General features: G+C 65.7%; 24 protein-coding genes. 8 read left to right on the plus strand and 16 right to left on the minus strand.

Annotated elements, in window-relative coordinates; all coding sequences use genetic code 11:
- Window positions 1-29 precede the first annotated feature (29 nt).
- Window positions 30-809, minus strand: a complete 780-nt coding sequence (locus ACI48D_RS18950) for a LytR/AlgR family response regulator transcription factor (RefSeq protein ID WP_435572798.1) — start codon at window positions 807-809, stop codon at window positions 30-32.
- A 57-nt stretch (window positions 810-866) separates the two neighbouring features.
- Window positions 867-2,276, minus strand: coding sequence for a sensor histidine kinase (locus ACI48D_RS18955; protein ID WP_435572799.1), 1,410 nt, complete (start codon window positions 2,274-2,276; stop codon window positions 867-869).
- A 264-nt stretch (window positions 2,277-2,540) separates the two neighbouring features.
- Here ACI48D_RS18955 and ACI48D_RS18960 point away from each other — a divergent pair, with 264 nt between their 5' ends.
- Complete coding sequence (locus tag ACI48D_RS18960; protein WP_435572800.1) at window positions 2,541-3,494, plus strand: exopolyphosphatase; 954 nt, start codon at window positions 2,541-2,543, stop codon at window positions 3,492-3,494.
- Between the two features lie 94 nt (window positions 3,495-3,588).
- On the opposite strand, the gene ACI48D_RS18965 is transcribed toward ACI48D_RS18960, so the two are convergent.
- The 3 genes from ACI48D_RS18965 to ACI48D_RS18975 all read right to left on the minus strand — a co-directional run bounded on the left by ACI48D_RS18965 (window position 3,589) and on the right by ACI48D_RS18975 (window position 7,903).
- Window positions 3,589-5,982 carry a sensor domain-containing protein gene (locus ACI48D_RS18965; protein ID WP_435572801.1) on the minus strand — a complete coding sequence of 798 codons (2,394 nt, stop codon included), beginning with the start codon at window positions 5,980-5,982 and terminating at the stop codon, window positions 3,589-3,591.
- A 65-nt stretch (window positions 5,983-6,047) separates the two neighbouring features.
- Entirely contained in the window at window positions 6,048-7,313 is a 1,266-nt protein-coding gene (locus ACI48D_RS18970; RefSeq protein WP_435572802.1) for a nitronate monooxygenase, read from the minus strand.
- Between the two features lie 104 nt (window positions 7,314-7,417).
- Window positions 7,418-7,903, minus strand: coding sequence for a YajQ family cyclic di-GMP-binding protein (locus tag ACI48D_RS18975; protein WP_435572803.1), 486 nt, complete (start codon window positions 7,901-7,903; stop codon window positions 7,418-7,420).
- A 120-nt stretch (window positions 7,904-8,023) separates the two neighbouring features.
- Here ACI48D_RS18975 and murB point away from each other — a divergent pair, with 120 nt between their 5' ends.
- Complete coding sequence (gene murB / locus ACI48D_RS18980) at window positions 8,024-9,052, plus strand: UDP-N-acetylmuramate dehydrogenase (RefSeq protein WP_435572804.1); 1,029 nt, start codon at window positions 8,024-8,026, stop codon at window positions 9,050-9,052.
- Between the two features lie 80 nt (window positions 9,053-9,132).
- Here the strand turns inward: murB and ACI48D_RS18985 are convergent, their stop codons facing one another.
- From ACI48D_RS18985 to ACI48D_RS19010, 6 genes are all read right to left on the minus strand, one after another.
- Window positions 9,133-9,462 (minus strand): YkgJ family cysteine cluster protein, encoded by a 330-nt coding sequence (locus ACI48D_RS18985; RefSeq protein WP_435572805.1) that lies wholly within the window; start codon window positions 9,460-9,462, stop codon window positions 9,133-9,135.
- Between the two features lie 207 nt (window positions 9,463-9,669).
- A complete protein-coding gene (locus ACI48D_RS18990) occupies window positions 9,670-10,899 on the minus strand; it encodes an argininosuccinate synthase (protein WP_435572806.1) in 1,230 nt (409 codons plus the stop codon).
- 93 nt (window positions 10,900-10,992) lie between these two features.
- Complete coding sequence (gene argF / locus ACI48D_RS18995; protein WP_435572807.1) at window positions 10,993-11,919, minus strand: ornithine carbamoyltransferase; 927 nt, start codon at window positions 11,917-11,919, stop codon at window positions 10,993-10,995.
- Between the two features lie 42 nt (window positions 11,920-11,961).
- Window positions 11,962-12,915, minus strand: coding sequence for a ribosome small subunit-dependent GTPase A (gene rsgA, locus ACI48D_RS19000; RefSeq protein WP_435572808.1), 954 nt, complete (start codon window positions 12,913-12,915; stop codon window positions 11,962-11,964).
- Entirely contained in the window at window positions 12,912-13,268 is a 357-nt protein-coding gene (locus ACI48D_RS19005; protein ID WP_435572809.1) for a 4a-hydroxytetrahydrobiopterin dehydratase, read from the minus strand. The genes rsgA and ACI48D_RS19005 overlap by 4 nt, the downstream gene beginning before the upstream one ends.
- Window positions 13,265-14,554, minus strand: a complete 1,290-nt coding sequence (locus ACI48D_RS19010; RefSeq protein WP_435572810.1) for a M48 family metallopeptidase — start codon at window positions 14,552-14,554, stop codon at window positions 13,265-13,267. Before ACI48D_RS19010 ends, ACI48D_RS19005 begins: the two co-directional genes overlap by 4 nt.
- A gap of 101 nt (window positions 14,555-14,655) precedes the next feature.
- Here ACI48D_RS19010 and orn point away from each other — a divergent pair, with 101 nt between their 5' ends.
- Both orn and ACI48D_RS19020 read left to right on the plus strand, forming a co-directional pair.
- On the plus strand, window positions 14,656-15,240 hold the full coding sequence (gene orn, locus ACI48D_RS19015) for an oligoribonuclease (protein WP_435572811.1): 585 nt from the start codon (window positions 14,656-14,658) through the stop codon (window positions 15,238-15,240).
- 101 nt (window positions 15,241-15,341) lie between these two features.
- Complete coding sequence (locus ACI48D_RS19020) at window positions 15,342-17,807, plus strand: ATP-binding protein (protein WP_435572812.1); 2,466 nt, start codon at window positions 15,342-15,344, stop codon at window positions 17,805-17,807.
- A 3-nt stretch (window positions 17,808-17,810) separates the two neighbouring features.
- Here the strand turns inward: ACI48D_RS19020 and ACI48D_RS19025 are convergent, their stop codons facing one another.
- The 3 genes from ACI48D_RS19025 to ACI48D_RS19035 form a co-directional block, all read right to left on the minus strand.
- Window positions 17,811-18,764 (minus strand): MBL fold metallo-hydrolase, encoded by a 954-nt coding sequence (locus ACI48D_RS19025; RefSeq protein ID WP_435572813.1) that lies wholly within the window; start codon window positions 18,762-18,764, stop codon window positions 17,811-17,813.
- A gap of 94 nt (window positions 18,765-18,858) precedes the next feature.
- Window positions 18,859-20,631, minus strand: a complete 1,773-nt coding sequence (locus tag ACI48D_RS19030) for a chloride channel protein (RefSeq protein ID WP_435572814.1) — start codon at window positions 20,629-20,631, stop codon at window positions 18,859-18,861.
- Window positions 20,632-20,638: 7 nt separating this feature from the next.
- Window positions 20,639-20,983, minus strand: a complete 345-nt coding sequence (locus ACI48D_RS19035) for a MarR family winged helix-turn-helix transcriptional regulator (RefSeq protein WP_435572847.1) — start codon at window positions 20,981-20,983, stop codon at window positions 20,639-20,641.
- A gap of 126 nt (window positions 20,984-21,109) precedes the next feature.
- On the opposite strand from ACI48D_RS19035, the gene ACI48D_RS19040 reads away from it, so the two are divergent.
- From ACI48D_RS19040 to ACI48D_RS19055, 4 genes are all read left to right on the plus strand, one after another.
- Window positions 21,110-22,282 carry an HPP family protein gene (locus tag ACI48D_RS19040; protein ID WP_435572815.1) on the plus strand — a complete coding sequence of 391 codons (1,173 nt, stop codon included), beginning with the start codon at window positions 21,110-21,112 and terminating at the stop codon, window positions 22,280-22,282.
- A 159-nt stretch (window positions 22,283-22,441) separates the two neighbouring features.
- Window positions 22,442-23,128, plus strand: a complete 687-nt coding sequence (locus ACI48D_RS19045) for an RNA polymerase sigma factor (RefSeq protein ID WP_435572816.1) — start codon at window positions 22,442-22,444, stop codon at window positions 23,126-23,128.
- Window positions 23,129-23,201: 73 nt separating this feature from the next.
- Entirely contained in the window at window positions 23,202-23,723 is a 522-nt protein-coding gene (locus ACI48D_RS19050) for a DUF4142 domain-containing protein (protein ID WP_435572817.1), read from the plus strand.
- Window positions 23,720-24,070, plus strand: a complete 351-nt coding sequence (locus ACI48D_RS19055) for a cupredoxin domain-containing protein (RefSeq protein ID WP_435572818.1) — start codon at window positions 23,720-23,722, stop codon at window positions 24,068-24,070. The genes ACI48D_RS19050 and ACI48D_RS19055 overlap by 4 nt, the downstream gene beginning before the upstream one ends.
- Here the strand turns inward: ACI48D_RS19055 and ACI48D_RS19060 are convergent.
- Together ACI48D_RS19060 and ACI48D_RS19065 are read right to left on the minus strand one after the other, a co-directional pair.
- On the minus strand, window positions 24,039-24,728 hold the full coding sequence (locus ACI48D_RS19060; RefSeq protein WP_435572819.1) for a UPF0149 family protein: 690 nt from the start codon (window positions 24,726-24,728) through the stop codon (window positions 24,039-24,041). The genes ACI48D_RS19055 and ACI48D_RS19060 overlap by 32 nt on opposite strands.
- Window positions 24,729-24,854: 126 nt before the next feature.
- Window positions 24,855-25,907 carry an alpha/beta hydrolase gene (locus ACI48D_RS19065; protein WP_435572820.1) on the minus strand — a complete coding sequence of 351 codons (1,053 nt, stop codon included), beginning with the start codon at window positions 25,905-25,907 and terminating at the stop codon, window positions 24,855-24,857.
- Window positions 25,908-25,914: the final 7 nt, after the last annotated feature.

Genomic DNA, 25,914 nt, shown 5'->3' on the forward strand with positions numbered 1-25,914 from the left:
TACGCGGCGGCGCCCCGGTATGGCTTGATTTACATCTGTTTGAACAAATGCAGAAAGCTGCGGCTGACCTCGAGCTTGTCCGGACGACCCTTGATCAGGACCAGGTGGCGGCCGCGGATGTCGCGCGTCACGCCTTCGATCGCATTGACGTTGACCAGGGTCGCGCGGTGGATCTGCCAGAACAGGGACGGGTCGAGTTCGTCGGCCAGGTCGCGCACCGGCTTCCTGATCAGGGCCTCGAACTTCTCGGTCTGCACGCAGGTGTACTTTTCGTCGGAGCGGAAGAACAGGATTTCCTCGACCGGGATCATGCGCAGGTCCTGGCCGATGCTGGCCTGGATCCATTGCAGGTACTTCGGCTTCGGCGCAGCGATCTTCTCGGCCAGCTGCGACAGCATGGCGGTGACGGTGTCGCTGACGTTGGCGCTGCCGGTCGCCTGGCCGGCCGGCGTCGACAGGCGTTCCTTCAGGCGTTCGACCGTGATCCGGAGGCGCTCCGGCTCGGGCGGTTTCAGCACGTAGTCGACGGCGCCGCGCTCGAAGGCCTCGACCGCGTACTGGTCGTAGGCGGTCACGAACACGACCTGGCTGGCGTCGCCGATGTCGCGCGCCGCCTCCATCCCGGTCTTGCCCGGCATGCGGATGTCGAGGAAGGTCAGGTCCGGCTTGAGCGCGGACACCAGCTGCACGGCTTCGTCGCCGTTCTTGGCCTCGCCGACGATCTCCAATTCCGGCCACACCTGCGACAGGCGGGTACGGAGCAGGTCGCGCATCAGTCTTTCGTCATCGGCAATGATTGCGGTAGGCATGGCAAAAAGGATAAGTGGCAGAGTGACGATTATTCAACGAAATCGGCCCGCAGGCAATCATTTCGACGCCAGCTGGTAGGGCACCTCGATGGTGGCGATCACGCCGCTCGGCGTGTTGGCGGCGATGTGCAGCTTGCCGGCCTCGCCGTGCAGCAGCTTGAGGCGTTCCCGGATGTTCGACAGGCCCAGGCCGGTGCCCTTGCTGGGCATCACGCCGAAGCCGACGCCGTCGTCGGCCACGGTGACGCGCAGCTTGCTGTCGACGACCTCCGCCCTGACCGCAAGGTGGCCGCCTTCGGGCTTGCATTCCAGGCCATGCTTGATCGCGTTCTCGACCATCGACTGCAGCATCATCGGCGGGAAGGCGGCGCTGCGCAGGCCCTCCGGCACCTGCAGGTCGACCGTCAGCCTTTCCTCCATGCGCATCTTCAGCAGGTCGAGGTAGGATTTCACCATGTCGACCTCGCGCCCGAGGTTGGTGCTGAGGTTGGTGTCGCGCATCTGGGGAATCACGGCGCGCAGGTACTGGATCAGGGTGCGCTGCATGGCCGATGCGCGCGGCGGGTCGGTCTCGATCAGGTGCTCGACCGAGGCCAGGGTGTTGAACAGGAAGTGCGGCTCGACCTGGGCCTGCATGGCGGCCATCCTGGCTTCCGACAGCTGGCGCTGCATCGATTCGCGCTCGGCGACGGCGGTGGCGCTCTGCATCTCGGCTTCGGCGCGCTTCTTGCCGCCCATCAGCGCCTTGGTGCCGAACAGCGCCATCACCAGCAGCCAGACGAAGCTGGTGAACCAGGTCGAGGCCTGCTTGTGGTAGCTCCTGGCCTTGGCTTCGGCGGCATCGTCGACCGCCGCCTCGATCGCGTCGGACAATTCTTCGCCGATCTGCGGCGGCAGGTCGATGTGGACTTCCTCGCCGTTCGCCCCGCGGATCAGCTTGGTGCCTGAACGGGCATCGCCCTTGCCGCGCACCCCCGGCGGCTGCGGCGGCTGTGGCGGCAGCGGCGGGCCGGCGCCGTCCGCCGCCTCTCCGGCTGCCTCGGCATTCTTGCCCGCTTCGGCGGCGTTCCTGCCGGCCTCGACGGCGGACTTGCCGGCCTCTTCGGCATGCTTGAGGGCGTTCTCCGCGGTCCGGCCGGCCGCCTGGGCTGCCTTGTCCGCCTTGTCCACATCTTCTTCGTTGCCGCGGCGCTGCTTGACGCGCGGATTGATGTGGATGCCGCTGTCGTCGATCGTGATGGCCGGCTCGGTCTTGCGCGCATTGCGTTCGATGCGGGAGATTTCTTCCTCGCCGCCGGAGAACAGCTCGTCCTGCAGGATTTGTCCGGCCACCAGCATCAGCGCGGCGAACAGGAAAAACTTCCACCACGACAGTTGCGTGACCCAGGTCGCGACCGTGTCGAACGCGTGGTACAGCCACGACAGGGTGTTGGAAAAATATTGCTGGGTCGAACGCCGGGTCTGCATGGAGCTCTTCTGGATCAATAGTAATCGGCGAGTGTAACTGGTACCACTTGTACCAGCGGAAAAACCCGTTCTCTACCCTAGCGTCGCTGTTGGGATGTTGCAACTTTAGTCGCTGGCCGCCCCCGATGCCAGTGGAATGCGACAGCCTGCAGGAACGGGGGAGTGGATTGCAAATCAGGTCATTGCCGCTTTGAAAGATGCAAATTTGCAAGGTATGATGAACGACGCCCTGGCTGCGCCAGCCCATTATTCGTTCCTCATGAAATGAAAGGGAAAGCCGTGTCGACCGTTCCTCAACGCTACCGTCTTGTTACCCGCAGCGACTTCGACGGCCTGGTCTGCGCCGTCCTGCTCAAGCATCTGGACCTCATCGACGACATCCTGTTCGTCCACCCGAAGGACATGCAGGATGGGAAAGTCGCAATCAGCCGGCGCGACATCACCACCAATCTGCCCTATGTGGCCGGGGCCTACCTGGCCTTCGACCACCACCTGTCGGAAACCATCCGCAACAACGGGCGCCGCGAAAACCACGTGATCGACCACCGGGCGCCGTCGGCGGCGCGGGTCGTGTACGACTACTACGGCGGCGCGCGCGCTTTCCCGGCCGCCTGGCGCAGCATGATGGACGCGGTCGACAAGGCCGACGCCGCGCGCTTCTCACGCGAGGAGGTACTCGATCCGCAGGCTTGGAACCTGCTGAACTTCCTGATGGACGCGCGCACCGGGCTGGGCCGCTTCCACGACTTCCGGATCTCGAACTACCAGCTCATGATGGACCTGATCGGCCATTGCCGCACCCTCGGCATCGACCAGATCATGCAGCTCGCCGACGTGCGCGAGCGCACCGCGCTGTACCTGGAGCACAAGGAACTGTGCAAGCAGCAGATCCGCCGCTGCGCCAGGGTCCACAAGAACCTGGTCGTGCTCGACCTGCGCGAAGAAAAGACGATCTATGCCGGCAACCGCTTTCTCATCTACGCGCTGTTCCCGGAAGCCAACATCTCGATTCATGTGCTGTGGGGGCTGAAGAACCAGAATACGGTCTTTGCCACCGGCAAGTCGATCCTGAACCGCAGTTCGAACACGAATATCGGCACGCTGATGCTGGAATACGGCGGTGGCGGGCACGAAAATGCGGGGACATGCCAGGTGTCGAATGAAATGGCGGAAGACGTGCTGGGCGCCCTGATTCAGCGGATTATTTCGGAAGGCTAAAGGTTTTTATTACTGAAATTGCAGGGTTGTGCTCGGAAAGCGTAGCGAGCACCGCAGGCCGCGCCCGGGCTGCGCAGTAGCTTTACGAGCACAACTAAGCGGGTTGATGCGATCGGAGCATCTGCTGTGCCGCCTCGGCGGCCAGCGGCTCGCAGAACCAGAGTCCCTGCAACTGGTCGCACCCATGCGATTTCAGGAATTCCACCTGCGGGACGGTTTCCACGGCCTCGCCGACCACCTCCATGTTCAGGTTGTGCCCGATGTCGATCAGGCTCTTCACCAGGGCGCTGGTGCCGTCGGCGATCCCGTGCACGGTGGTGCGCGACAGCTTGAGCTGGCCGGCTTCGAGCTGTTGCAGGTAGGCGAGGTCGCACAGGCCGGTGCCAAAGCCGTCCACGGACAGGCATACGCCGAGCGTGCGCAGTTGCCGCGACAGGTCGCGCCCGAGCCCGGGATTGCGCAGCAGGCCGTCGATCGGCAGGTCGAGCTCCAGGCTGCCGGCGGGCAGGGCGTAGCGCGCCAGCAGTGCCGACAGGTTCTGGACGAAGTTGCCCTGGCTGTACTCGCGGTAGGACACGTTGACGGTGACCGGCACCCCGGCCAGCTCGAGCTGGCGCAACTGGGCGGCGAAGGCGCAGGCCTGCTCCAGCACGCGCTGGCCGATCGGCACGATCACGCCGTTCTCTTCCGCCTCCGTCAGGAAGCGGCTCGGCGGCAGTACGCCGTGGTCCGGATGGCGCCAGCGCAGCAGGGCCTCGAAGCCCATCACCTTGCCGTTGCGTAGCGAGACGCGCGGCTGGTAGAGCAGGAACAGCTCGTCGTTCTCGAGCGCGTGGTACAGGCCTTCCTCGATCTTGCGCTTGGCATCGTTGCTCGACCGCATGTCGGCGGAAAAGAAGTGCACGTCGTTGTGGCCGCTGCCCTTGCCGTGGTACATCGCGACGTCGGCGGCGCGCACCAGCTCGGTGGCGGTGGTGCCGTCGTTCGGATACAGCGCCACGCCGACGCTGGCGCCGACCGGGATCTCGCGGCCGTTAAACGAGACCGGGATCGCGAAGCTCTGGCGCAGCCGCTCCACCATGCGCAAGGTGAAGCGCAGCGAGGGCTGGTTGGCCAGCACCAGCACGAATTCGTCGCCCGACATGCGCGCTACCGTGTCGCTGTCGCGCACCGAGGCCTGCAGGCGCCGCGCGACCACTTTCAGCACCACGTCGCCGGCTTCGTGGCCCAGGGTGTCGTTGATGGTCTTGAAGTTGTTCAGGTCGATCAGCACGGTCGCCACCAGCGACTTCTGGCGCTGCGCCATGTGCAGGGCCTGCTCCAGCCGGTCCCACAGCAGGTTGCGGTTGGCCAGCCCGGTCAGGGCGTCGTGGTTGACCTCGTGCTCGAGGTGGGCGGTGCGCTGTATGGCGGCGGTGACGTCGTTGATGACGCCGATGAAATGGGTCACCGTGCCGTGCTCGTCATGCACCGGGGTGATGTTCAGGTCGTTCCAGAACAGTTCGCCGTCCTTGCGCAGGTTGCGCAGCACCACGTTGACCGCACGCCGGGCGGCGATCGCCTCGCGCAGCACGACGCGCTCGCCCGTATCCATGCCCGGCGCGGCCATGAAGCGGGAATCGCGCCCGATGACTTCCGCCGCGCTGTAGCCGCTGATGCGCTCGAAGGCCGGGTTGACGTATTCGATCGGGTTGTCCCGGCCGTCGGCACGGGCAATCACGATGCCGTTGCTGGCCGCGTGCAGGGCGCGCTCGCGCAGGCGCAGCTGTTCCTCGCGCTGGCGCCGTTCGGCGATGTCGATGCCGACGCCGAACACGTACTCGCCGCCGTTGCAGCGCACCCGCGTGCCGCACAGCAGCACCGGGATTTCCTTGCCGTTCTTGGCGACGTAGTCTACCTCGAGCTTCATCTCGGCGCCTTCGTCGAACACGCGGCGGATCGCCCTGGCCAGCAGCGGGCGCTGGTGTAGATCGAGCAGGTCGGGCGCGCGCGCGGCCGCGAGTTCTTCCGGCGCCAGGCCGGAAAGGCGCTCCACGTTGCGGTTCCAGAGCACGAAGCGACCCTCGCGGTTGAGGGCATAGAAGGTACCGGGGAACAGGTCGACGACGGCCGACAGCGGCGTGCGCGCCACGTGCTCGGACTCCGGCGCGCCGCGTTCGAACTCGGTGGTGACGGCGATGGCGCAGCCCAGCGGCTTGCCGGCGGCATCGAACTGCGGGGCGAGTGCCAGGGTGGCGGCGAAGATGCGGCTGTCGCTGCAGCGCAGGTCGGCGTTCAACTGCGCGCCTTCGGGATGCTGGGCGAGGGCGGCCCAGCCGGCAGTCCAGGCGTCGCGCGCGCTGGCGACGAACAGGCTGGTGACGGGACGTCCGAGGACGCTCCCGGCGGGAATGCCGAACAGGGCCTCGCACCCTCGGTTCCAGGTAATGATGCTGCCCGCGTCGTCCGTCATGAAGACGGCGCGGGCGGGCGGATCGGTGTCGAACATGCGGTTCCCCTGTGCAAGACCACCGCTATTGGACAGCGGTTCCGGGGAACTGTTCCGCCTGAGTGTCAGGCGGCCACTTCCTCACGCGGCGGCAAGGCGATCTGGTTGTCGGTGCTGAACTGGTAATCTTTGAACACGTGTTCGGCAGAAAGAATCTGGTAGCGCCCATCGCCCAGCTTGTGGGTCGTGTCCTTCAATCGATAGGTGGTCGAGCCGCAGGTCCAGCAATTGAAATTGCGCATGTGCGTGCACAGGCAGGTCTTGTCGAACACGCGGATGTTCTTCGAGTCCGGATTCGCCTGCACTTCGCGGTTGTACGAGTTGATGTAGGCGCAGTTGCCGGTGGCGTCCAGCAGGTAGCCGTAGGACTCGCAGCCTGGACGGATGCCCGAACCGATCGCCGGAGTCTGCTTCAGCATCCGCATCGGATAGCCGGTCGGCGAGACCCCGTTGACGATGATGTCTTCCTCGCTGGCGCGGTAGTATTCCTGCTTGACATCCAGCGGCAGGCCGCACTCGTGGGTGACGGTGAAGCGGGTCGCCACCTGCACGCCGCCGGCGCCTTTTTCCAGGAAGCCGGCCGCATCGCTGCCGGTAAAGATGCCGCCCGCGGCGATCAGCGGGATGTCCAGCTGTTCGGTGCGCATGAAGGCATGGATCTCGTCCATGATGGTGTGCAGGTCGTACTGCTGCCAGTCGTCGATGCCGAAGCCGAGGTGGCCGCCGGCCAGCGGGCCTTCGACGATGATGTAGTCGGGCAGGCGGTCCAGGCGCGAGACCTTGCGCAGGAACAGCTGCAGCGCGCGCACGGACGAGACGATGATGCCCAGCTTGGCGTCGCGGAAGCGCGGGTGATCTTTAATGAGGTCGAACGAGCCCAGGTGCAGGCCGGCCGACATCGTGATGCCGTCGATGCCCGCGTCGAGCGCGGCCGACAGGCGGGTGCGCAGCGTTTCCTTCGGCGCGTTCATGGTCAGCTTTTCCATGCAGTTCACGAAGATCAGGCCATCGCCTTTCTTCGCCTGCATGGTCGCGCCCACGTGCAGGCGCGTCGCCTCGGCCAGGCGGTCGAGGTCGAACTGGACCACCGACTTGTCCATGTTGTTGATGTTGAACTTGTAGAGCTTGGTCTTTTCCTTGACGAAGCTCGTATCGAACTTGCGGTCCGAGACGTCCGGGACCATCGCGTCGGAAATATGGCCAATGCCGCCGAGGCGTGCCGCCTCCAGCGCCAGTTCGGACGTCGAGATATCGACCCCCATTCCGCCGATCATGATGGGCACGTATTCCTTGTTGCCCATACGCAGGCGGAAATCATCTACACGTTTCATTGCATCCCTTACCAACCAAAGACTGTTCGCCCGCCATTTTACCCTAGGAGAAGGCGGGCGGAGAGGGGCATTTATCGCACGCTCGTGCGCTAAAAACCGGCGTTCTAGTCGCGGAAATTGTTGAAAGCGAGCGGCAGGTCCGTGACGTCCTTGCGCAGCATCGCGATCGCTTCCTGCAGCGTATCGCGGTCCTTGCCGGTGACGCGCACGGATTCGCCCTGGATCGAGGCCTGGACCTTCATCTTGCTTTCCTTGACCAGCTTGGTGATCTTCTTGGCGTCCTCGCTCTCGATGCCATTGCGCACTTTCAGCACCTGCTTGACCTTGTCGCCGCCGATCTTCTCGATCTTGCCTTCGTCCAGGAAGCGGACGTCGACCTTCCGCTTGGTCATCTTGTTCAGCAGGACATCCTTGACCTGGCTGATCTGGAAGTCGGAATCGCCGAACAGGGTGATTTCCTTGTCTTTCTGCTCGACCTTGGCCGAGGTGCCCTTGAAGTCGAAGCGAGTCTCGATTTCCTTGCTGGATTGATCGACGGCGTTCTTGACTTCAACCATGTCTGCTTCGCAGACCACATCAAACGATGGCATCGTGTGTTCCTTTTTGTTTTGCGTAGGTGGTGATGGCGATATTGTAACGGACGGCACGGCCGCCTGGCGCCCAGGCGCTTGTTTCCCACTATAATCAGCGGGCCAACCTCGGACCCAGCCATGCAAGCATTGCCCATCGAACAAAACATCTCTCTCCAGCAATTCAATACTTTCCGCATCGACGCGCGCGCGCGGCGCTACCTGCGCGTGATCGACCCCGCGCAGCTGGCGGCGCTGGCCGCCGACCCGGCCCTGGCTGCGCTGCCGCGCCTGCTGCTGGGCGGCGGCAGCAACCTCCTGATCACGCGCGCCGATGTCGACCTGCTGGTGCTGCACATGGCCCTGATGGGCAAGGAGATCGTCGGCGAGACCCCGGATAAAGTCCTGGTGCGCGCACGCGCCGGCGAGAACTGGCACAGCTTCGTGCAATGGACCCTCGAGCAGGGCCTGGGCGGTCTGGAGAACCTGTCGCTGATTCCGGGCACGGTGGGCGCCTCGCCGATCCAGAACATCGGCGCCTACGGGGCCGAGGTCAAGGACCTGTTCCATTCGCTCACCGCCTTCGATTTCGAGGCGGGAACGACGCGTACCATGGACGCCGCGGCCTGCCGCTTCGGCTACCGCGACAGCGTGTTCAAGCACGCGGACGGGCGCCACCTGGCGGTGCTGGACGTGACGTTCGCGCTGCCGCGCGCCTGGGTGCCGAACCTGCGCTACGCCGAGCTGGCCCAGGCCCTGGAGGCGCAGGGCGCGAGCGCACCGACGCCGCGCCAGGTGTCCGACGCCGTGGTCGCGATCCGGCGCCGCAAGCTGCCCGACCCGGCCGAGATCGGCAACGCCGGCAGCTTCTTCAAGAATCCGGTGGTGCCGGGCGAGCACTGCGCCCGCCTGCTGCAGGCCTGGCCGAAGCTGGTCCACCATGCGCAGCCCGACGGCAGCGAAAAGCTGGCGGCCGGCTGGCTGATCGACCAGTGCGGCTGGAAGGGCAGGCAGCTGGGCCGCGCCGGGGTCTACCCGAAGCAGGCGCTGGTGCTGGTGAACAATGGCGGCGCCAGCGGCGAGGAAGTGCTGGCGCTGGCGCGTGCGATCCAGGCCGACGTGCAGGCGCGCTTCGGCGTGCTGCTCGAGCCGGAACCGGTGATGATCTGAAGCAGCGGACCTGAAGCAGCGCGCCTGGCCGTCCAGGGTCGCGACGATTTTGCCAAGTGGCAAAATTTCCTGCGCGGCTGTTATGCCTCGTCATGCATCAGCGGCGGTAAGCCATGGCGCGCTCTGGCTTGCAGGCATTTTTCGTCGCCGATCTGCACGTCGCGGCAAGGTTCGGGGCGCTGCGCATACACGCGGCAGGCAAACGACCCGTCCGGCGACCGTTGCAGGGCCGCGCAATGCGGGCGCCTCGCGTTGGTGCCCGCCATGCAGGCGAGGTAGGGGCTGAGCTGTTCGGTCAGGACGGCGGGCAGGCCGCGCTGCTCGGCTTCGGCCCAGTAGAAAGAAACCCGGTAGCTCATGCAGCAGGCGCCGCAGGACCGGCAGGGGTTGGTTTCGCTCGTTTCGCGCATGTCGGGCGGAGGTGAAGTCCGGATGGTAGCGCGCTCGCGGCGATATGAAAAGCGGGATGGAAAAAGCCGCCGAGCTTTTCGGATCGGCGGCTTTTCCTAGATCAGATGGGGTCAGAGCCCAACCTTGAAAACCGGGCTCTGACCCCATGGCAAGATCAGATGGGGTCAGAGCCCAACCTTGAAAACCGGGCTCTGACCCCATGGGATTTAGCTACGCTTAGCCTTCGCCTTCGCGGCGATCCGCATGCGCAGCGCGTTCAGCTTGATGAAGCCGCCCGCATCCGCCTGGTTGTAGGCGCCGCCGTCTTCGTCGAAGGTGGCGATGTTCATGTCGAACAGCGAGTCGGTCTTCGAGTCGCGCGACACCACGATCACGTTGCCCTTGTAGAGCTTCACGCGGACCCAGCCGTTGACGCTCTGCTGGGTGTGGTCGATCAGGGTCTGCAGCGCGACGCGCTCCGGGGCCCACCAGTAGCCGTTATAGATCAGCGAGGCGTAGCGCGGCATCAGGTCGTCCTTCAGGTGCGCCACTTCGCGGTCCAGGGTGATCGATTCGATCGCACGGTGGGCGCGCAGCATGATGGTGCCGCCCGGGGTTTCGTAGCAGCCGCGCGACTTCATGCCGACGTAGCGATTCTCTACCAGGTCAAGCCGGCCGACGCCGTGCTTGCCGCCCAGGCGGTTCAGCTCGGTCAGCACCTGGGCCGGGCTCATCTTGACGCCGTTCAGGCCGACGATGTCGCCGCGCTCGTATTCGATGTCGAGGTACTCGGCTTGGTCCGGTGCCGCTTCCGGCGACACGGTCCAGCGCCACATCGATTCCTCGGCTTCCGCGCTCGGGTTTTCCAGGTGGCGGCCTTCGAAGGAGATGTGCAGCAGGTTGGCGTCCATCGAGTAGGGCGCGCCGCCGTTCTTGTGCTTCATGTCGATGTCGATGCCGGCGTCTTCCGCGTACTTCAGCAGCTTCTCGCGCGACAGCAGGTCCCATTCGCGCCACGGGGCGATGATCTTGACGTCCGGCTTGAGCGCATAGGCGCCCAGCTCGAAGCGCACCTGGTCGTTGCCCTTGCCGGTCGCGCCGTGCGAGACGGCGTCGGCGCCGGTTTCATTGGCAATTTCGATCAGGCGTTTCGCGATCAGCGGGCGCGCGATCGAGGTACCCAGCAGGTATTCGCCTTCGTAGACGGTGTTCGCGCGGAACATCGGGAACACGAAGTCGCGCACGAATTCTTCGCGCACGTCGTCGATGTAGATGTTTTCCGGCTTGATGCCGAACTTGATGGCCTTGGCGCGCGCCGGTTCCAGCTCTTCACCTTGCCCCAGGTCGGCGGTGAAGGTAACGATTTCGCACTTGTAGTTATCCTGCAGCCATTTGAGGATGACCGAGGTGTCGAGGCCGCCGGAGTAGGCGAGGACTACTTTTTTAATGTCGCTCATGGGAGTTCCAGTGAATGAGATGGAGGGAATGATGGTCAGCCAGCCCGGACCATGCCCGGGATGACGATCAAGCTGAAGGTGATTGGTGATGCCTTATTTATCTTCGATGCGGCCCAGCAGCAGGTACTCGATCAGCGCCTTCTGCACGTGCAGCCGGTTCTCGGCTTCGTCCCACACTACCGATTGCGGGCCGTCGATGACCTCGGCCGCCACTTCCTCCCCGCGGTGTGCGGGCAGGCAGTGCATGAACAGCGCGTCGGGTGCGGCACGCGCCATCTTCGCACCGTCGACCATGAAGCCGTCGAAGGCTTTCAGGCGTTCGGCATTTTCTTTTTCGTAGCCCATGCTGGTCCACACGTCGGTGTTGACCAGGTGCGCGCCTGCGCAGGCGTCCGACGGATTCTCGAAGAAGCTGTAGTTCTTGGTGGTGACCAGCGCCGGGTCGATGTCGTAGCCCTTCGGGGTCGACACGTTCAGGTGGAAGCCGAACACCTCGGCCGCCTGCAGCCACGAATACAGCATGTTGTTGGCGTCGCCGATCCAGGCCACGGTCTTGCCGACGATCGAACCGCGGTGCTCGTGGAAGGTGAACACGTCGGCCAGCACCTGGCAGGGGTGGTGTTCGTTGGTCAGGCCGTTGATCACCGGCACGCGCGAATTCGCGGCGAAGCGCTCGATGATGTCCTGGCCGAAGGTGCGGATCATGATGATGTCGCACATACGGCTCATGACCTGGCCGGCGTCTTCGACCGGCTCGCCGCGGCCAAGCTGGCTGTCGCGGGTGTTCAGGTAGATCGCGGCGCCGCCCAGCTGGTGCATGCCCGCCTCGAAGGACAGGCGGGTCCGGGTCGAGCTCTTCTCGAACACCATCACCAGAGTGCGGTCGACCAGCGGGTGGTACACCTCGTAGGCCTTGAACTTGCGCTTGATGACAGCCGCGCGCTCGATGACGTACTCGAACTCGTCGCGGGAGAAGTCGGAGAATTGCAGGAAGTGCTTGATGGGAGTTTGGCCAGCCATGTCATGTCTTGGAGATGCGGGTATCCGATGAATTATATTCCATCAATACAAGGTCTGTTCGGACTCGTGCAGCAATTGCGCATACAGCTCGTGCCGGATCTTCGCGATCTTGCCGTCCGCGACCGCGCCGAGGACCGCGCATTGGGGCTCGGCCAGGTGCCGGCAATTGTAGTATTTGCATCCACCCAGGAAGGGCTTGAACTCGACGAAGGCGCGCTCCAGCATGCCTTCCGTCAGGTGGTACAGGCCGAATTCCTGGAAGCCCGGCGAGTCGATGATCTGCCCGCGCGCTTCGCCTTCAGCTGCGGGCAGGCGGTACAGGCGGGTGAAGGTCGTGGTGTGCTTGCCGGTGTCGAGCGCTTCGGAAATCTCGCGCACGGCGATGTCGGCGTCCGGCACCAGCAGGTTGATCAGCGAGGACTTGCCCATGCCGGACTGGCCGATGAAGATCGAGGACTGGCCGGCCAGCAGCGGCGTGAGGGTGGCGACGGTGCCATCGGGATCGGTCCTGGCCGACACCTCGTGCAGCGGATAGCCGAGGCTCGCGTACAGGCCCGCGCGCTCGCGCGCCCGTGCCAGCGGTTCAGTCACGTCGATCTTATTGAGGATCAGGTGAGCCTCGACGCCGGCCGCCTCGCAGGCCACCAGGGCGCGCGAGACCAGGTCGTCGGCGAAGCTCGGCTCGGTGGCGACGACGATGAACAGGCGCGTGATGTTCGCCGCCAGCAGCTTCGACTTGTACTGGTCGGAGCGATACAGCAGGGTGCTGCGCTCGGCGATCTTCTCGATCACGGCCTGGTTGTTCGAGGTGCGCTGCAGGTGCACGATGTCGCCGACCGCGACGTTGGTCTTCTTGCCGCGCGTGACGCATTGCAGGAATTCGTGCGACTCGGCGTCGCCGACCTCGGCCAGGTAGTGGCGGCCGTGCGCCGCGACGATGGTGCCGTTCAGTTCCTCCGGCTTATTGTTATTGTTATTGTTATTGTTCTTGCTCATGCGCCTGCCCGTCCCGCGTAAAGTGCGTCGGCCTTCGCCGCGCAGATGAAGTCGTTTTCGCTCAGCCGGTTGCCGGCCGAGTGCGTGGTCCAGGAAGCGGTGCAGCGGCGGTAGCCCACCTGCAAGTCCGGATGATGGTCTTCGCGGTGGACCATGAAGGCCAGCGCGTTCACGAATTCGATGGTCTCGTGGTAGTCGCGGAACAGGAACTCGCGCACCAGGCGCTGGCCGCCATCCGCATTCTCCTGGCGCCAGTCCGGCAGCTGGGCCGGCAGGCTGGTGACGGCCGCGTCATCCAGGGCCGCCGCGCCGTGCGTGCAGTGGCGCTGATTCAATGGCAGAGGCGCGCTCATGCCGGCTCCATGCCGGCGCCGGCCGGGGTGCCGGCTTCGTGCAGGCGGCGGATCCGGATCGACGCCGGCGGATGCGAATCGTAGAACGCCGAGTGCAGCGGGTCCGGCGTCAGGGTCGAGGCATTGTCCTCGTACATCTTGACCAGCGCCGAGACCAGGTCGCGCGCATCGCTGTGGCTGGCCGCGAAGGCGTCCGCCTCGAACTCGTGCTTGCGCGAGGTGATCGAGGTGAGCGGCGCGAACGGGAAGGTGAACACCGGCAGCACCAGCATGAACAGCAGCAGGGCCATCGCGTCGTTGTTCTGGCCCAGCAGCGGCAGCACGCCCAGGCCGGTGTAGAACCACACCTGGGTCTTCAGCCATCCGAGCAGGGCCAGGAACACCAGCGACAGCGCGAACGCGACCACGATGCGCTTAACGATGTGCTTGAGCTTGAAGTGGCCCAGTTCGTGGGCCAGCACGGCCTCGATCTCGGCAGGAGCCAGGCGTTCCAGCAGGGTGTCGAAGAACACGATGCGCTTGTTGGCGCCGAAGCCGGAAAAATAGGCATTGCCGTGTGCCGAGCGCTTGCTGCCGTCCATCACGAACAGGCCTTTCGAGGCAAAGCCGACGCGCGCCATCAGGCCCTCGATGCGGTTCTTGAGGCTGTCGTCGGCGAGCGGCGTGAACTTGTTGAACAGCGGCGCGATGAGGGTCGGGTAGATCACCATCAGCAGCAGCTGGAAGGCGCTGAAGGCCAGCCAGGCATACAGCCACCACAGCGGGCCGCTGCGCTCCATCAGGGTCAGCACCAGCCACAGCAGCGGCAGGCCGATCACGGCGCCGAGCAGCGTGCTCTTGAGGGTGTCGGCCAGCCATAGCTTGAGCGTCATCTTGTTGAAGCCGAAGCGCTCCTCCAGCACGAACTGGAACCAGTACGTGAAGGGCAGGTCGAGCGCGCCGGCGATGAGCACATAGGCCACGATCAGCCCGATCTGGTGCGCCATGCCCGGCCCGAACGCATGCAGCAGCGCGATCGACAGTGCCTGCAGGCCGCCCAGCAGCGTGAAGCCGATCAGCACGATGCCGCTGTAGATCGCATGGATCAGGCCGAAGCGGGTCTTGGCGACCGTGTAGTCGGCGGCCTTGTGGTGCGCCTCGAGCGGGATCTTGCCGGCAAATTCGGCCGGCACCTGTTCACGATGGCCCACGACGTGGCGGACCTGCCGGCTCGCCAGCCAGTACCGCAACACCAGGGTCAGCATGAAGAAAATGACGAACAAAACCGAAAACGCGAATGAAAGCATCGTGTGCCTGTGAGAAAATCCACCATTTCGGGGTCAGATCACGGTTTTCACGCCTGTGCTCTGACCCCGACTAATCAGAGCTGATTAACAAAGAACGAATTATGTCACAAGCCAACGAAACCCAAACCCCGACTGCAAGCCCGCGCCCGAACGATATGAACCTCGTCTGGCTCGACATGGAAATGACCGGCCTGGATCCGGACAACGACCGCATCATCGAAGTGGCCGTCGTGGTCACCGACGCCGAGCTGAACATCCTGGCCGAAGGCCCCGTGTTCGCGATCCACCAGAGCGACGAGACGCTGGACAAGATGGACGCCTGGAACAAGGGTACGCACGGCAAATCCGGCCTGATCGACCGCGTGAAAGCCTCGACCGTCGATGAAGCCCAGGCCGAAGAGCAGCTGATCGCCTTCCTGAAGCAGTGGGTGCCGGCCAACAAGTCGCCGATGTGCGGCAATTCGATCTGCCAGGACCGCCGCTTCATGGCGCGCGGGATGCCGAAGCTGGAAGCCTTCTTCCACTACCGCAACCTGGACGTGTCGACCCTGAAGGAACTGTGCCGCCGCTGGAAGCCCGAACTGGCGTCCGGTTTCAAGAAGCACCAGAAGCACACCGCGCTGGCCGACATCGTCGAGTCGATCGAGGAACTGCGCTACTACCGCGAACATTTTATTAAGCTGTGATGCGTAAGCTGTGATGCGCAAGCTGTGAAATAAGCGAGCCGGCGCGACACAATGTTGAAATCGTGAACTTACCCAGCCATGAAGTGTGGAATAATCGACCCATGGCTGACATTTTGCGCATAACCGCCGGGCTGGGCGACAGCGAGACGCGGCGCCTGCTCGGCGCGCGCGACTGGCGCACTTCGCCGCTCGGCCCTCCCGAATCCTGGCCGCCCGAACTGGCGACGGCCGTGTCGATGGCGCTCAGCTCGCCCTTCCCGATGTTCGTGGCCTGGGGGCCGGAGCGGGTCTTCCTCTACAACGACGCCTACGTCCCGGTCCTCGGCGACAAGCACCCGGCCGCCTTCGGCGAGCTGTTCCACCGCGTCTGGTGGGAGATCTGGCCGGACCTCGCGCCGATCGCCGAACGCGCCCTGGCCAACCAGTCCTCCTACTTCGAGGACATGCCGCTCATCATGGAGCGCAAGGGCTATACCGAGCAGACCTATTTCACCTTCTCGTATGCGCCGCTGCACGACGGCCAGGGCAGGGTGATGGGCATGTATTGCACCTGCATCGAGACCACCTCCCGCGTCGTCGCCGAACAGCGCGCCGCCTTCGAGCTGGCGCTGGCCGACGCCCTGCGCACGCTCGAATCGAGCGAGGAGGCGATCGGCACCGCCAGCGCCCTGCTGGGCGAGGAGCTGGCGGTCGAGCGCGTGATGTACGGCGAGGTCGACGACGAGCGCAACACTTTCTACGTGCCGCGCGACTGGAAGCGGCACGGCAGCTCGAACCTGTCCGGCAATACCTTCGCGATCGAAGCCTTCGGCGCGGAGGTCGCGGCGGCCGGCCGCGCCGGCGAGATCATCGCCATCACCGACGTGCGCACCGACCCGCGCACCGCCGCCTGCCAGCAGGCCTACCTGATGGCGATGGGCGTGACCGCCAGCCTGCTGGTGCCGCTGGTGAAGTCCGGGCGCCTGCTGTCCTTCCTGGCGCTGGGGCACGAGCATCCGCACCGCTGGAGCGATGCCGAGATCGCGCTGGCGCGCAGCATGTCCGAGCGCCTGTGGACCGCGGTCGACCTGGCGCGCGCGCGCTCGGCCCTGCGCGAGGAACGCGACCGCAGCCGGATCATCCTGGACTCGATCGCCGAAGGCTTCGCCCTGATAGCGCCCGATTGGACCGTGCTACAGATCAACGCGGAAGGGCTGCGCCTGTCCAGCCGTACCGCTGAGCAGACGCTCGGGCGTAACCACTGGGATGTCTGGCCGGAAGCGGTGGATACGGAGCTGGGCCGCATGTACCACGAGGTAAAGGAAAGCCGCGTGGCCGGACGCGCCGAATACCTGCACCGCATGCCGGACGGGCAGGAGCGCTACTACGAGGTGCGCGCTTATCCGACCACCGACGGCGGCATCGTCAGCTTTTTCCTCGACATCACGGAGCGCAAGCAGGCCGAGGAAAAGCTGCGCGCGGCCGACCAGCGCAAGGACGAATTCCTGGCCATGCTGGCGCACGAACTGCGCAACCCGCTGGCGCCGATCAGCGCCGCCGCCGACCTGCTGAAGATCGGCCGCCTGGACGAAGCGCGAGTGCGCCAGAGCAGCGCCATCATCGGGCGCCAGGTCAGGCACATGACCAGCCTGGTGGACGACCTGCTGGACGTCTCGCGCGTCACGCGCGGGCTGGTGACGCTGGCGCGCGCGCCGGTGGCGGCCCGCACCATCGTCGACGAGGCAATCGAGCAGGTACGCCCGCTGTTCGAGGCGCGCCGCCAGTCGCTGGCGGTGAAGATGGCCGATCCCGACGCCACCGTACTGGGCGACAAGGCGCGCCTGGTGCAGGTGCTGACCAACCTGCTCAACAACGCGTGCAAGTACACGCCCGAGGAGCGCCGCATCGAGGTCGACGCGCGCGCCGGTCCGCAGGGCCTGGTGCTGGCGGTGCGCGACGAGGGGATCGGCATGGAGCCCGAGCTGCCGTCCCGCGTGTTCGACCTGTTCTCGCAGGCTAAGCGCTCGTCCGACCGCTCGCAGGGCGGCCTCGGACTGGGCCTGGCGCTGGTCAAGAACCTGGTCGAGCTGCACGGCGGCAGCGTGGCCTGCTCCAGCCCCGGGCTGGGGCAGGGCAGCAGTTTCATCGTGACCCTGCCGCTGATGCAGGCGGCGCCTGCCCATGACGCCGGCACGGCGGCGGCTGCGCTGGCGGACCAGGCGCGTCCCTTGCGCCTGCTGGTGGTGGACGACAACGTCGACGCCGCGGCCACTTTGGCGATGCTGCTGGAAGCCTGCGGCTACGTGGTGATGGTGGAGAACGATTCGCTGCGCGCCCTGGACCGGGCGCTGCGCGAGCAGCCGGACGCGGCCCTGCTGGACATCGGCCTGCCCGAGATGGACGGCAACGAGCTGGCGCGGCGCCTGCGCGCCGATCCACGCACCCGGCCGGCGCTGCTGGTGGCGATCACCGGCTACGGCCAGGAGCAGGACCGCCGCGCTGCTCTCGAAGCCGGCTTCGACCACCACATGGTCAAACCGGTCGACCTGGACAAGCTGGCGGCGATCCTGGCCGAAGTGAAAAGCTGAACGTCAGCGCATCTGGGTGTAGTTGAGCGGCACCCAGCGGTAGCCCTTGCCCTGGGTCTGCAGGTGGCCCAGGCCCGGGAACTGCAGGTGGGCGCCGCCGACCAGGTAGCCTTTCTTCGCGGCGTCGTCGAACACCTGCTTGCGGGCGGCATACGCGGCCTTCTCGTCGCTGTCGAAGCCGATCGTCACCTGCGGATTATCCATCTGCACGGCGGCCACGTGGATCAGGTCGCCCATCAGCAGCAGTTTCTGGCCGCGGCTCTCGATCATGTAGGTGGTGTGGCCCGGAGTGTGGCCGTGTTCCGCCACGGCCGAGATGCCCGGCACCAGCTCGCCGTTGCCCTCGATGGCCTTGAACTTGCCGGCTTTTACATAAGGATTGATCGAGGCCATCGCGCCCTGGAAGAAGCCCTTCTTGTCGGCCGGGGCCTTGTCCATGTTCGCCTGGCTCAGCCAGAAGTCGGCATCCGCCTTGCCGGCGCGCACGACCGCGTTCGGGAACACGCGCTCACCGTCATGGACCAGGCCGCCCACGTGGTCGCCGTGCATGTGGGTGATGTAGATCTCGTCGACCTGCTCGGGCTGGTAGCCGGCCGCCTTCAGGTTCTGCAGGAGTTTGCCGAGGGTCGGGCCGAACAGGGCGCCGGCACCGGTGTCGACCAGCACCAGCTTGCTGCCGGTATTGACCAGGAAGGCGTTGTCCGAGGTTTCCAGCGGTACTTTCAGGAAGTTCTTTTCCAGCGTGGCGCGGGTCTGTTCCGGCTTCTGGTGCAGCAACTGGTCGACCGGGAGGTCGACGGTGCCGTCGCTGATCGGGGTGACTTCGAAGTCGCCGACCATCAGGCGGAAAAAGCCCGGGGACGGGGACTTGACCATCGGCGCGGCGGCATGGGCGGCGGAGGCCAGCGCAGTGGCGGCGGCGATGGCGAAAAGGGTGCGCTTGAGCGGGTTCAGCATGTTCTTGTCCTCAAGAGAGATAGGCAATGGCGCGGATGCGCGTATTGCCTATCGTACATGATTGCTCGATAAGTCGCTGGACCCGGCGCAGGATTCAGGCGCGCCGTTCCGCTCCCTTCCGCGCCAGCGGATGGCGGCGCAGGGTGCGGCGTTCATGTTCCTCGGCGTGCAGTCCGGCGGTGGCCTTGATCAGGTCGCTGCGGCTGACGATGCCGAGCAGCCGCGGTTCCGCCGCACTGGCGACCACCGGCAGGCGCTCGATGCCGTGCACGGCCAGGCGGGTGGCGACGATACGGCAGGTTTCGCCGGCCAGCGCGACCGGCGGACGGTTGATGCCGAACAGCTGGCCAAGCCGGATGTCGGGCGCCTGGCCGTCGAGTGCGTCGCGGTCGAGCATGCCGACCAGCAGGCCGTCGCGCGTTACCGGAAAGGCGCGGTGGCGCTGGTCCGGGCCGAAGTGCGAGGCCAGCACCGAGGCCACGGTAGCATTGGCGTCGACGCTCTGGACCTGCGGCGTCATGACTTCGGCCACGCTGTGGCGCTCGAGCGGGTCGATCCCGTATTCGCGGTAGATGTGGTGGCCGCGGCGCGCGATCTTTTCGGTCAGGATCGAGCGGCCCATCGTCAGCACCGTGAAGCCGTAGGCGCCGGCGGCGGCGGCCAGCAGCGGCAGCAGGGCGTTAGCATCGTGGGTCAGCTCGAAGGCGAACACCACCGCCATCACCGGCGCGCGCATCATGCCGCCCAGGGTGGCGGCCATGAACACCAGCGGCCACAGGGCCGGCTCGGCGCCCGGCAGCCAGGGCGACAGCAGCGAGCCGAGACCGGCGCCGAGCATCAGCAGCGGGGCCAGCACCCCGCCCGAGGTGCCCGAAGCGAGCGCGATCAGCCAGATCACGAACTTGACGCCCAGCAGAGCCAGCACCGCGCCCAGCGCCAAGTGATTGTGCAGCAGGTCGCCAATCACGTCGTAGCCCACGCCCAGGGCGCGCGGCTGGAAATAACCGCCGATGCCGACCGCGAGCGCACCCAGCGCCGGCCACCACATCCAGTGGATCGGCAGGCGGTGGAACCAGTCCTCGACCTTGTACAGCATGGTCGACATGGTCCAGGACAGCGCGCCGCACAGCAGGCCGGCCGCGAGGCAGGACAGCAGGGCCAGCGGCGCCACCGGCACGGTCTGCAGCGGGAACAGGGGCCCCGCTTCCATCGCGAGCGGGCGCAGGAAACCGGCCACCGCGCAGGCCACCGCCACCGGCAGCAGGCTGCGCGGGCGCAGTTCGAACAGCAGCAGCTCGACCGCCATCAGCACCGCCGCCACCGGGGTGCCGAACACCGCCGTCATGCCGGACACCGCGCCGGCCACCAGCAGCGACTTGCGCTCGCCGCCGGTCAGGTGGAAGTGCTGGGCGATCAGCGAGCCGATCGCGCCGCCGGTCATGATGATCGGGCCTTCGGCGCCGAACGGGCCGCCGCTGCCGATCGCGATGCCGGAAGCGAGCGGCTTCAGCACCGCCACTTTCGGCGACATCGCGCTGTCCTTGAACAGGATCGCCTCGATCGCTTCCGGAATGCCATGGCCGCGGATCTGCTCGGTGCCGTAGCGGGCGATCAGGCCGATCACCAGGCCGCCGATGACGGGCACCAGGACCACCCAGGCGCCCAGGCCGTGGTTGGCGGGCGACAGGTCGGCCACCGAGAAGCGCTGGTAGAAGAACAGGTCGGTAAAGAAACGGATCAGGAGCAGCAGCACGTGGGCGGCGAGCACGGCGAGCCCGCCGATGACGGCCGCGATCGCGGCGATCAAGAGCAGCCGCAGGTCGCCGGAAAAGTCGCGGCGCTCGGGTAGATGGTGGTGAACGGACATAGGGAGCTCAGGGCAGGTTGGGAATCGTGAACACGCCTTGCAGGGCGCGCAGTTCGGCGCGGTGGATCTCGGCCAGGCGCGTCAGGATGGCTTCGCCGGGCGGCAGCAGGTGGACCTCGACCCGGCGGCGGTCGTCGGCATTCGCGCGCCGCTCGACCAGGCCGCTCGCCTCGCAGCGCGTGACCAGCGCCACCACGCCGTGCTGCTTGGCCTGCAGGCGCTCGGCCAGTTCGCCGATCGTGGCCCACTCGCGGCCCGGGAAACCCTTGATGTGCAGGAGCAGCAGGTATTGCAGGGGCGTGATGCCCTCGGCCTGGACAGCGTTTTCGGAGAAGTGCTCGTAGCGCCGCATCTGGTAGCGGAATTCGGAAAGAGCGGAGAAATCAGACTTGGCAATCGGCTTCACGAATGGAGGTAGTGGCAGGGAAGAGCCGAATAATATATCATATTGTGATGTTTTTTTCGTAGAAGCTTTATCTTGGACCAGACCTTGCAATGGATGCGTGCCTTTGTGCCGCAACGTAATACCGTCCCGCGCCACGAGCGCATGCGCGCCGTCGCCGGGGCGCTCCTCGGCCTGCTGCTGACCGCGGGCCTCAGTATGCTGATGCTCGGCACCGCCACCCTGCCGCTGGCATTGGTGGCGCCGATGGGGGCTTCGGCCGTGCTGCTGTTCTGCGTGCCGGCCAGCCCGCTGGCCCAGCCGTGGTCCGTCATCGGCGGCAATACTATCTCAGCCCTGGTGGGCATCGCCTGCGCCAAGGCGATCGGCAATCCGCTGCTGGCGGCGCCGCTGGCAGGTTCGCTGGCGATCCTGGTGATGTTCCTGCTGCGCTGCCTGCACCCGCCCAGCGGCGCGGTGGCGCTGACCACGGTGCTGGGCGGCCCGGCCGTGCACGCGGCCGGCTTCGGCTTCGCCTTCGTGCCGGTGTGCCTGAACTCGACCCTGATCGTGCTGGTCGCGCTGCTGTTCAACAACCTGACGGGGCGCCGCTACCCGCATACCCAGCAATCGATGCTGCAGAACGTGCATGCGACGCGTGATCCGGTGCCGACCGCGCGCCTCGGCTTCACCAAGGAAGACCTGGACGCCGCGCTGGCGCGCTACGGCCAGGTGCTCGACATCAGCCGCGACGACCTCGAAGCGATCCTGCTCGAGACCGAAGTCCAGGCCTACGGGCGCCGCTTCGGCGTCATCACCTGCGGCGCGATCATGTCGAAGGATGCGGTGACGGTGCGGCCCGGGATGCCGCTGGCGGAAGCCTGGCGCCTGCTGCGCCAGCACGGCCTGCACGCGCTGCCGGTACTGGACAAGGCGCGGCGCGTGGTCGGCATGGTCGGCCAGAACGATTTCCTGCACCATGCGGGGCTGGACGATTACCAGACCCTCGGCGAGCGCCTGCGCGGACTGTTCGTCCACCTGCTGGGCATGCGCGGCGACCGTCCGGGCAAGGTAGTCGAGATCATGCAGCGCCACGTGCAGACGGTGGGCGCCGATGAGCCGATCGCCGAACTGGTGCCGCTGATGACCAACCAGGGCCTGCACCACATTCCGGTGGTGGACCGCGACGGCGTGTTCGCCGGCATCGTCAGCCAGTCCGACATGCTGGCGGCCATGTACGAAAGCCGCCTGACGCAAGCCGCCGCCTGAGTTTGCGCCAAAACAAACCGGGGTCAGACTCCCGATTTTGGCAATATCTATGAGAATATTTCCAAAAATCGGAGTCTGACCCCGGTTTTTGGCTATGGATTTTGGGAACGCTTCGCGCGCGGCGTGCATCCAATCCGCAGACGATCACGGGAGAGCCTCATGCAGCTTGCAGTCGACGACGATTCGGACGCCGCGCTCCGGCAGCGCGTGGTGGATGGGGAGCAGGCGGCCTTCGCCGGCCTGATGCGGCGCTACAACCGCCGGCTCTACCGCGTCGCGCGCAGCATCCTGCGCGACGACGCCGAAGCCGAGGACGCGCTGCAGGACGCCTATATCCAGGCTTACCGCGCCTTGCCGGACTTCCGCGGCGAGTCCTCGCTCGCCACCTGGCTGACGCGCATCGTGATGAATGCCGCGCTGATGCGCCGCCGCAGCAGCGGGCGCATGGCCGAGGTGATCGAACTGGGCGCCGAGCCGGCCATGGAGCAGTACGGCGACGCCGGCACCGGCACCGGCGACACGGCCGGGCAGCCGGAACAGGCGGCCCAGCGCGCCCAGGCGCGCGGCCTGATCGAAGCGAAGATCGATGGCCTGCCGGAAGTCTTCCGCACCGTGTTCATCCTGCGCGCCGTCGAGGAGCTCAGCGTCGAGGAAACCGGCAAGCTGCTCGACATTCCGGAGGCGACCGTGCGCAGCCGCTACTTCCGCGCGCGTGGCATGCTGCGCGAGGCGCTGGCGCGGGAACTCGACTTCGCACTCGACGATGCGTTCGGCTTCGACGGCGCGCGCTGCGACCGGATCGTCGAGGGCGTCATGCGCCGGCTGGACGAGGAAAAGGCGGGCTGAACTTTCCGGGAACGCGGCGCCGGTTTGCTGCATCCAATGGTATGTTCCACTTCTAATACCAACGGAGACTGCCATGAAAAAAACCCTCGCCCCGATCCTCTTCGCACTGCTGGCCGCCGGCCCGCTGGGTGCTGCTCACGCCGCCAACCCGACCGATCCGCAGATCGCCGCCATCGTCGTCGCCGCCAACACGGTCGACATCGATGCCGGCAAGCTGGCCGAAGCGAAAACCAAGAACAAGGAAGTCCGCGACTTCGCCAAGCAGATGGTGCACGACCATTCGGCCGTGAACAAGCAGGCCGTGGCGCTGGTGAAAAAGCTGCACGTCACGCCGGAAGAGAACGACACCAGCAAGTCGCTCACCCAGGGCGGCGAAACCAACCGCGAGCACCTGAAGGGCCTGTCCGGCGCGGCATTCGACAAGGCCTATGTCGACAACGAAGTGACCTACCACCAGACCGTCCTCGATGCGATCGACAAGACCCTGATCCCGAGCGCGACCAACGCCGAGCTGAAAGCGCTGCTGAACAAGGTCCGGCCGAACATTGCGGCCCACCTCGACCATGCGAAGCAGATCCAGGCGCAACTGAAATGAAATCCGCGGCGGTGGCGATTGGCTTGCTGTCGTGGGCCGCCGCCGCCATGGCGGCCGACCACCGCGTCGTGATCGACGGCATGGCGTTCACGCCGAAGGTGGTGGCCGTGCGGCCCGGCGATACGGTCACCTGGGTGAACAAGGACATGTTCATCCACAACGTGACCTCGGCCGCGGCGGGCATCAAGTCGGGCGACCTGAAGCCCGGGCAGAGCTGGCGCCACACCGTGCGAAAGGGAGAGGCCTTCGACTACCTCTGCACCCTGCACCCGGTGATGACGGGGAGGGTGGAGGTCGAGGCGAAGGCGGCTGCGCTCAGGCCTGCTCGGCCCCGCAGCACTTCTTGAACTTCTTGCCGCTGCCGCAGGGGCAGTCGTCGTTGCGGCCGACCTTCGGCTCCTCGCGGCGTACGGTCTCGACCGTGGCCTTGCGGCGCGGCAGCCAGTAGCGGTGGATGCCGGGCAGGTTGGCTTCGATGTCGAGGGCCAGCTTGTGCGCCAGGCGCGGATCCTCGACCTCGGCCAGTTCGCTTTCCTCGATCTCGTCGGCGCCCAGCAGGTAGATCGGGCGCATCAGCGGCCCGGCTTCCGAGTCCCAGATCTCGTCCCAGGAGCCGGGACGCAGGTCCATGCCTTCCCAGAAGCCCCAGCACCAGGCTTCGGCGTCGATCAGGGTCTCGCCGTCGACTTCATGCTCGACGTAGAGCGGTTCGAATTCCTTGGGCGCGACCTCGAAGGTAATCAGGACTTCGTTCATGAAGCGCATGATCAGGTTGACGATGCGCTGCTCTTCCTTCGGATTCTTCCACTTCGGCGCGGCCCCGTCCTCGCCCCACACGCGCGGCAGCCACTCGGCCGGCATGATGGACTCCGGGCCGATCGCGATCGCGGTCAGGTAGCCGTGCAGCGTGTCCAGGGTCATGGCGCCTTCGGGACTGCGCTCGGACAGCAGGAAGTTGTCGAGATCGTCGAATTCTTTGTCGGAAAGGGGCTGTTCGAGTTGCATGTGTACTGGTGATTCCATTGGCGTTGAAGGCGCCAGTTTAACCCCTGCGCCGCCGCACGGGCGGAAAAAAAGCGCCGGGCAGCCTGCTCGGGCCGTCCGGCGCAAACGGAAAAACGCTATCGATGATCAGTGCTTCGCGTCGAAGGCCTTCTTCAGCGCATCGGCGGCGTATTGCTCGGCATCCTTGGCCTTCGGCACCACCGCGCCCATGCCGAAGAATTCGTGGGTCACGCCGCTGTATTCCTTGTAGTCGACTTTCACGCCGTCCTTCTTGAGCTTGTCGGCATAGGCCTTGCCTTCGGTGAGCAGCGGGTCGATCTCGGCCGCGACGATGGTGGCGGGCGGCAGGCCCTTCAGCGAGCCGGCCTTGATCGGCAGGGCGTAGGGGTTCTTCGGATCGCCGCCGTAGTACTTGAAGAACCAGGCCATCATCGGCTTGTTGAGCGGCTTGGCATTGGCGTTGCGCTGGTAGGACGCGTTGTTCATGTCGTCGTCGACCACCGGGTAGACCAGCAGCTGGTGCACCGGCATCTGCGCCTTCTTGTCGCGCGCCATCATGGACACCACGGTGGCCAGGTTGCCGCCCGCCGATTCGCCGCCGACCGCGACGCGCGCCGGGTCGCCGTTGAATTCCTTGGCGTGCTGGGTGGTCCAGAGATAGGCCGCGTAGGCGTCGTTCGGCGCAGCCGGGAACTTGTGCTCGGGCGCCTGGCGGTAGTCGACCGCGACCATGATCGCCTTGGCCATCTTCGCCAGCGCGCGCGGCGAGGCGTCGTAGACCTTGGTGTCGGCGATCACGAAGCCGCCGCCGTGGTAATAGACCATCACCGGGAACGGCCCCTTGCCCTCCGGCGTGTAGATGTGCACCGGGATGCTGCCGCCGTCGACCGGCACCGTCATGTCCTTGACCGTGACGCCAGGCTCCGGCGCGGTGCTTTTCTTCTCGTCGGCAAGCACCTTCTTGACCGCGTCGGCCGGCGTCGGCTGCTTGCGCGCCTCTTCCGGGGTCAAGGTTTCGATCGGTTTGCCGTTCAGCGATTTGAGGGCGTCCAGCACCTTCTGCATGTGGGGTTCGGCCTTGGGCGGCTGGGCCGCGTCGGCGGCCATGGCGCCGTGGCAGGCGAAGGCAGCAGCAAAGCCGGCGGCGAGCGCGGTGAGCCTCAGCGTCGTTTTCGTCATCGTTCTC

The organism is Massilia sp. LXY-6 (assembly GCF_051233485.1).
In the GTDB taxonomy this organism is placed as follows: domain Bacteria; phylum Pseudomonadota; class Gammaproteobacteria; order Burkholderiales; family Burkholderiaceae_D; genus Telluria.

Bases quoted from the DNA above. Each gene is read 5' to 3' on its own strand.
- ACI48D_RS18950 (WP_435572798.1), bottom strand. From the start codon at position 809: ATGCCTACCGCAATCATTGCCGATGACGAAAGACTGATGCGCGACCTG.
- ACI48D_RS18955 (WP_435572799.1), bottom strand. From the start codon at position 2,276: ATGCAGACCCGGCGTTCGACCCAGCAATATTTTTCCAACACCCTGTCG.
- ACI48D_RS18960 (WP_435572800.1), top strand. From the start codon at position 2,541: ATGAAAGGGAAAGCCGTGTCGACCGTTCCTCAACGCTACCGTCTTGTT.
- ACI48D_RS18965 (WP_435572801.1), bottom strand. From the start codon at position 5,982: ATGTTCGACACCGATCCGCCCGCCCGCGCCGTCTTCATGACGGACGAC.
- ACI48D_RS18970 (WP_435572802.1), bottom strand. From the start codon at position 7,313: ATGAAACGTGTAGATGATTTCCGCCTGCGTATGGGCAACAAGGAATAC.
- ACI48D_RS18975 (WP_435572803.1), bottom strand. From the start codon at position 7,903: ATGCCATCGTTTGATGTGGTCTGCGAAGCAGACATGGTTGAAGTCAAG.
- murB (WP_435572804.1), top strand. From the start codon at position 8,024: ATGCAAGCATTGCCCATCGAACAAAACATCTCTCTCCAGCAATTCAAT.
- ACI48D_RS18985 (WP_435572805.1), bottom strand. From the start codon at position 9,462: ATGCGCGAAACGAGCGAAACCAACCCCTGCCGGTCCTGCGGCGCCTGC.
- ACI48D_RS18990 (WP_435572806.1), bottom strand. From the start codon at position 10,899: ATGAGCGACATTAAAAAAGTAGTCCTCGCCTACTCCGGCGGCCTCGAC.
- argF (WP_435572807.1), bottom strand. From the start codon at position 11,919: ATGGCTGGCCAAACTCCCATCAAGCACTTCCTGCAATTCTCCGACTTC.
- rsgA (WP_435572808.1), bottom strand. From the start codon at position 12,915: ATGAGCAAGAACAATAACAATAACAATAACAATAAGCCGGAGGAACTG.
- ACI48D_RS19005 (WP_435572809.1), bottom strand. From the start codon at position 13,268: ATGAGCGCGCCTCTGCCATTGAATCAGCGCCACTGCACGCACGGCGCG.
- ACI48D_RS19010 (WP_435572810.1), bottom strand. From the start codon at position 14,554: ATGCTTTCATTCGCGTTTTCGGTTTTGTTCGTCATTTTCTTCATGCTG.
- orn (WP_435572811.1), top strand. From the start codon at position 14,656: ATGTCACAAGCCAACGAAACCCAAACCCCGACTGCAAGCCCGCGCCCG.
- ACI48D_RS19020 (WP_435572812.1), top strand. From the start codon at position 15,342: ATGGCTGACATTTTGCGCATAACCGCCGGGCTGGGCGACAGCGAGACG.
- ACI48D_RS19025 (WP_435572813.1), bottom strand. From the start codon at position 18,764: ATGCTGAACCCGCTCAAGCGCACCCTTTTCGCCATCGCCGCCGCCACT.
- ACI48D_RS19030 (WP_435572814.1), bottom strand. From the start codon at position 20,631: ATGTCCGTTCACCACCATCTACCCGAGCGCCGCGACTTTTCCGGCGAC.
- ACI48D_RS19035 (WP_435572847.1), bottom strand. From the start codon at position 20,983: ATGCGGCGCTACGAGCACTTCTCCGAAAACGCTGTCCAGGCCGAGGGC.
- ACI48D_RS19045 (WP_435572816.1), top strand. From the start codon at position 22,442: ATGCAGCTTGCAGTCGACGACGATTCGGACGCCGCGCTCCGGCAGCGC.
- ACI48D_RS19050 (WP_435572817.1), top strand. From the start codon at position 23,202: ATGAAAAAAACCCTCGCCCCGATCCTCTTCGCACTGCTGGCCGCCGGC.
- ACI48D_RS19055 (WP_435572818.1), top strand. From the start codon at position 23,720: ATGAAATCCGCGGCGGTGGCGATTGGCTTGCTGTCGTGGGCCGCCGCC.
- ACI48D_RS19060 (WP_435572819.1), bottom strand. From the start codon at position 24,728: ATGCAACTCGAACAGCCCCTTTCCGACAAAGAATTCGACGATCTCGAC.
- ACI48D_RS19065 (WP_435572820.1), bottom strand. From the start codon at position 25,907: ATGACGAAAACGACGCTGAGGCTCACCGCGCTCGCCGCCGGCTTTGCT.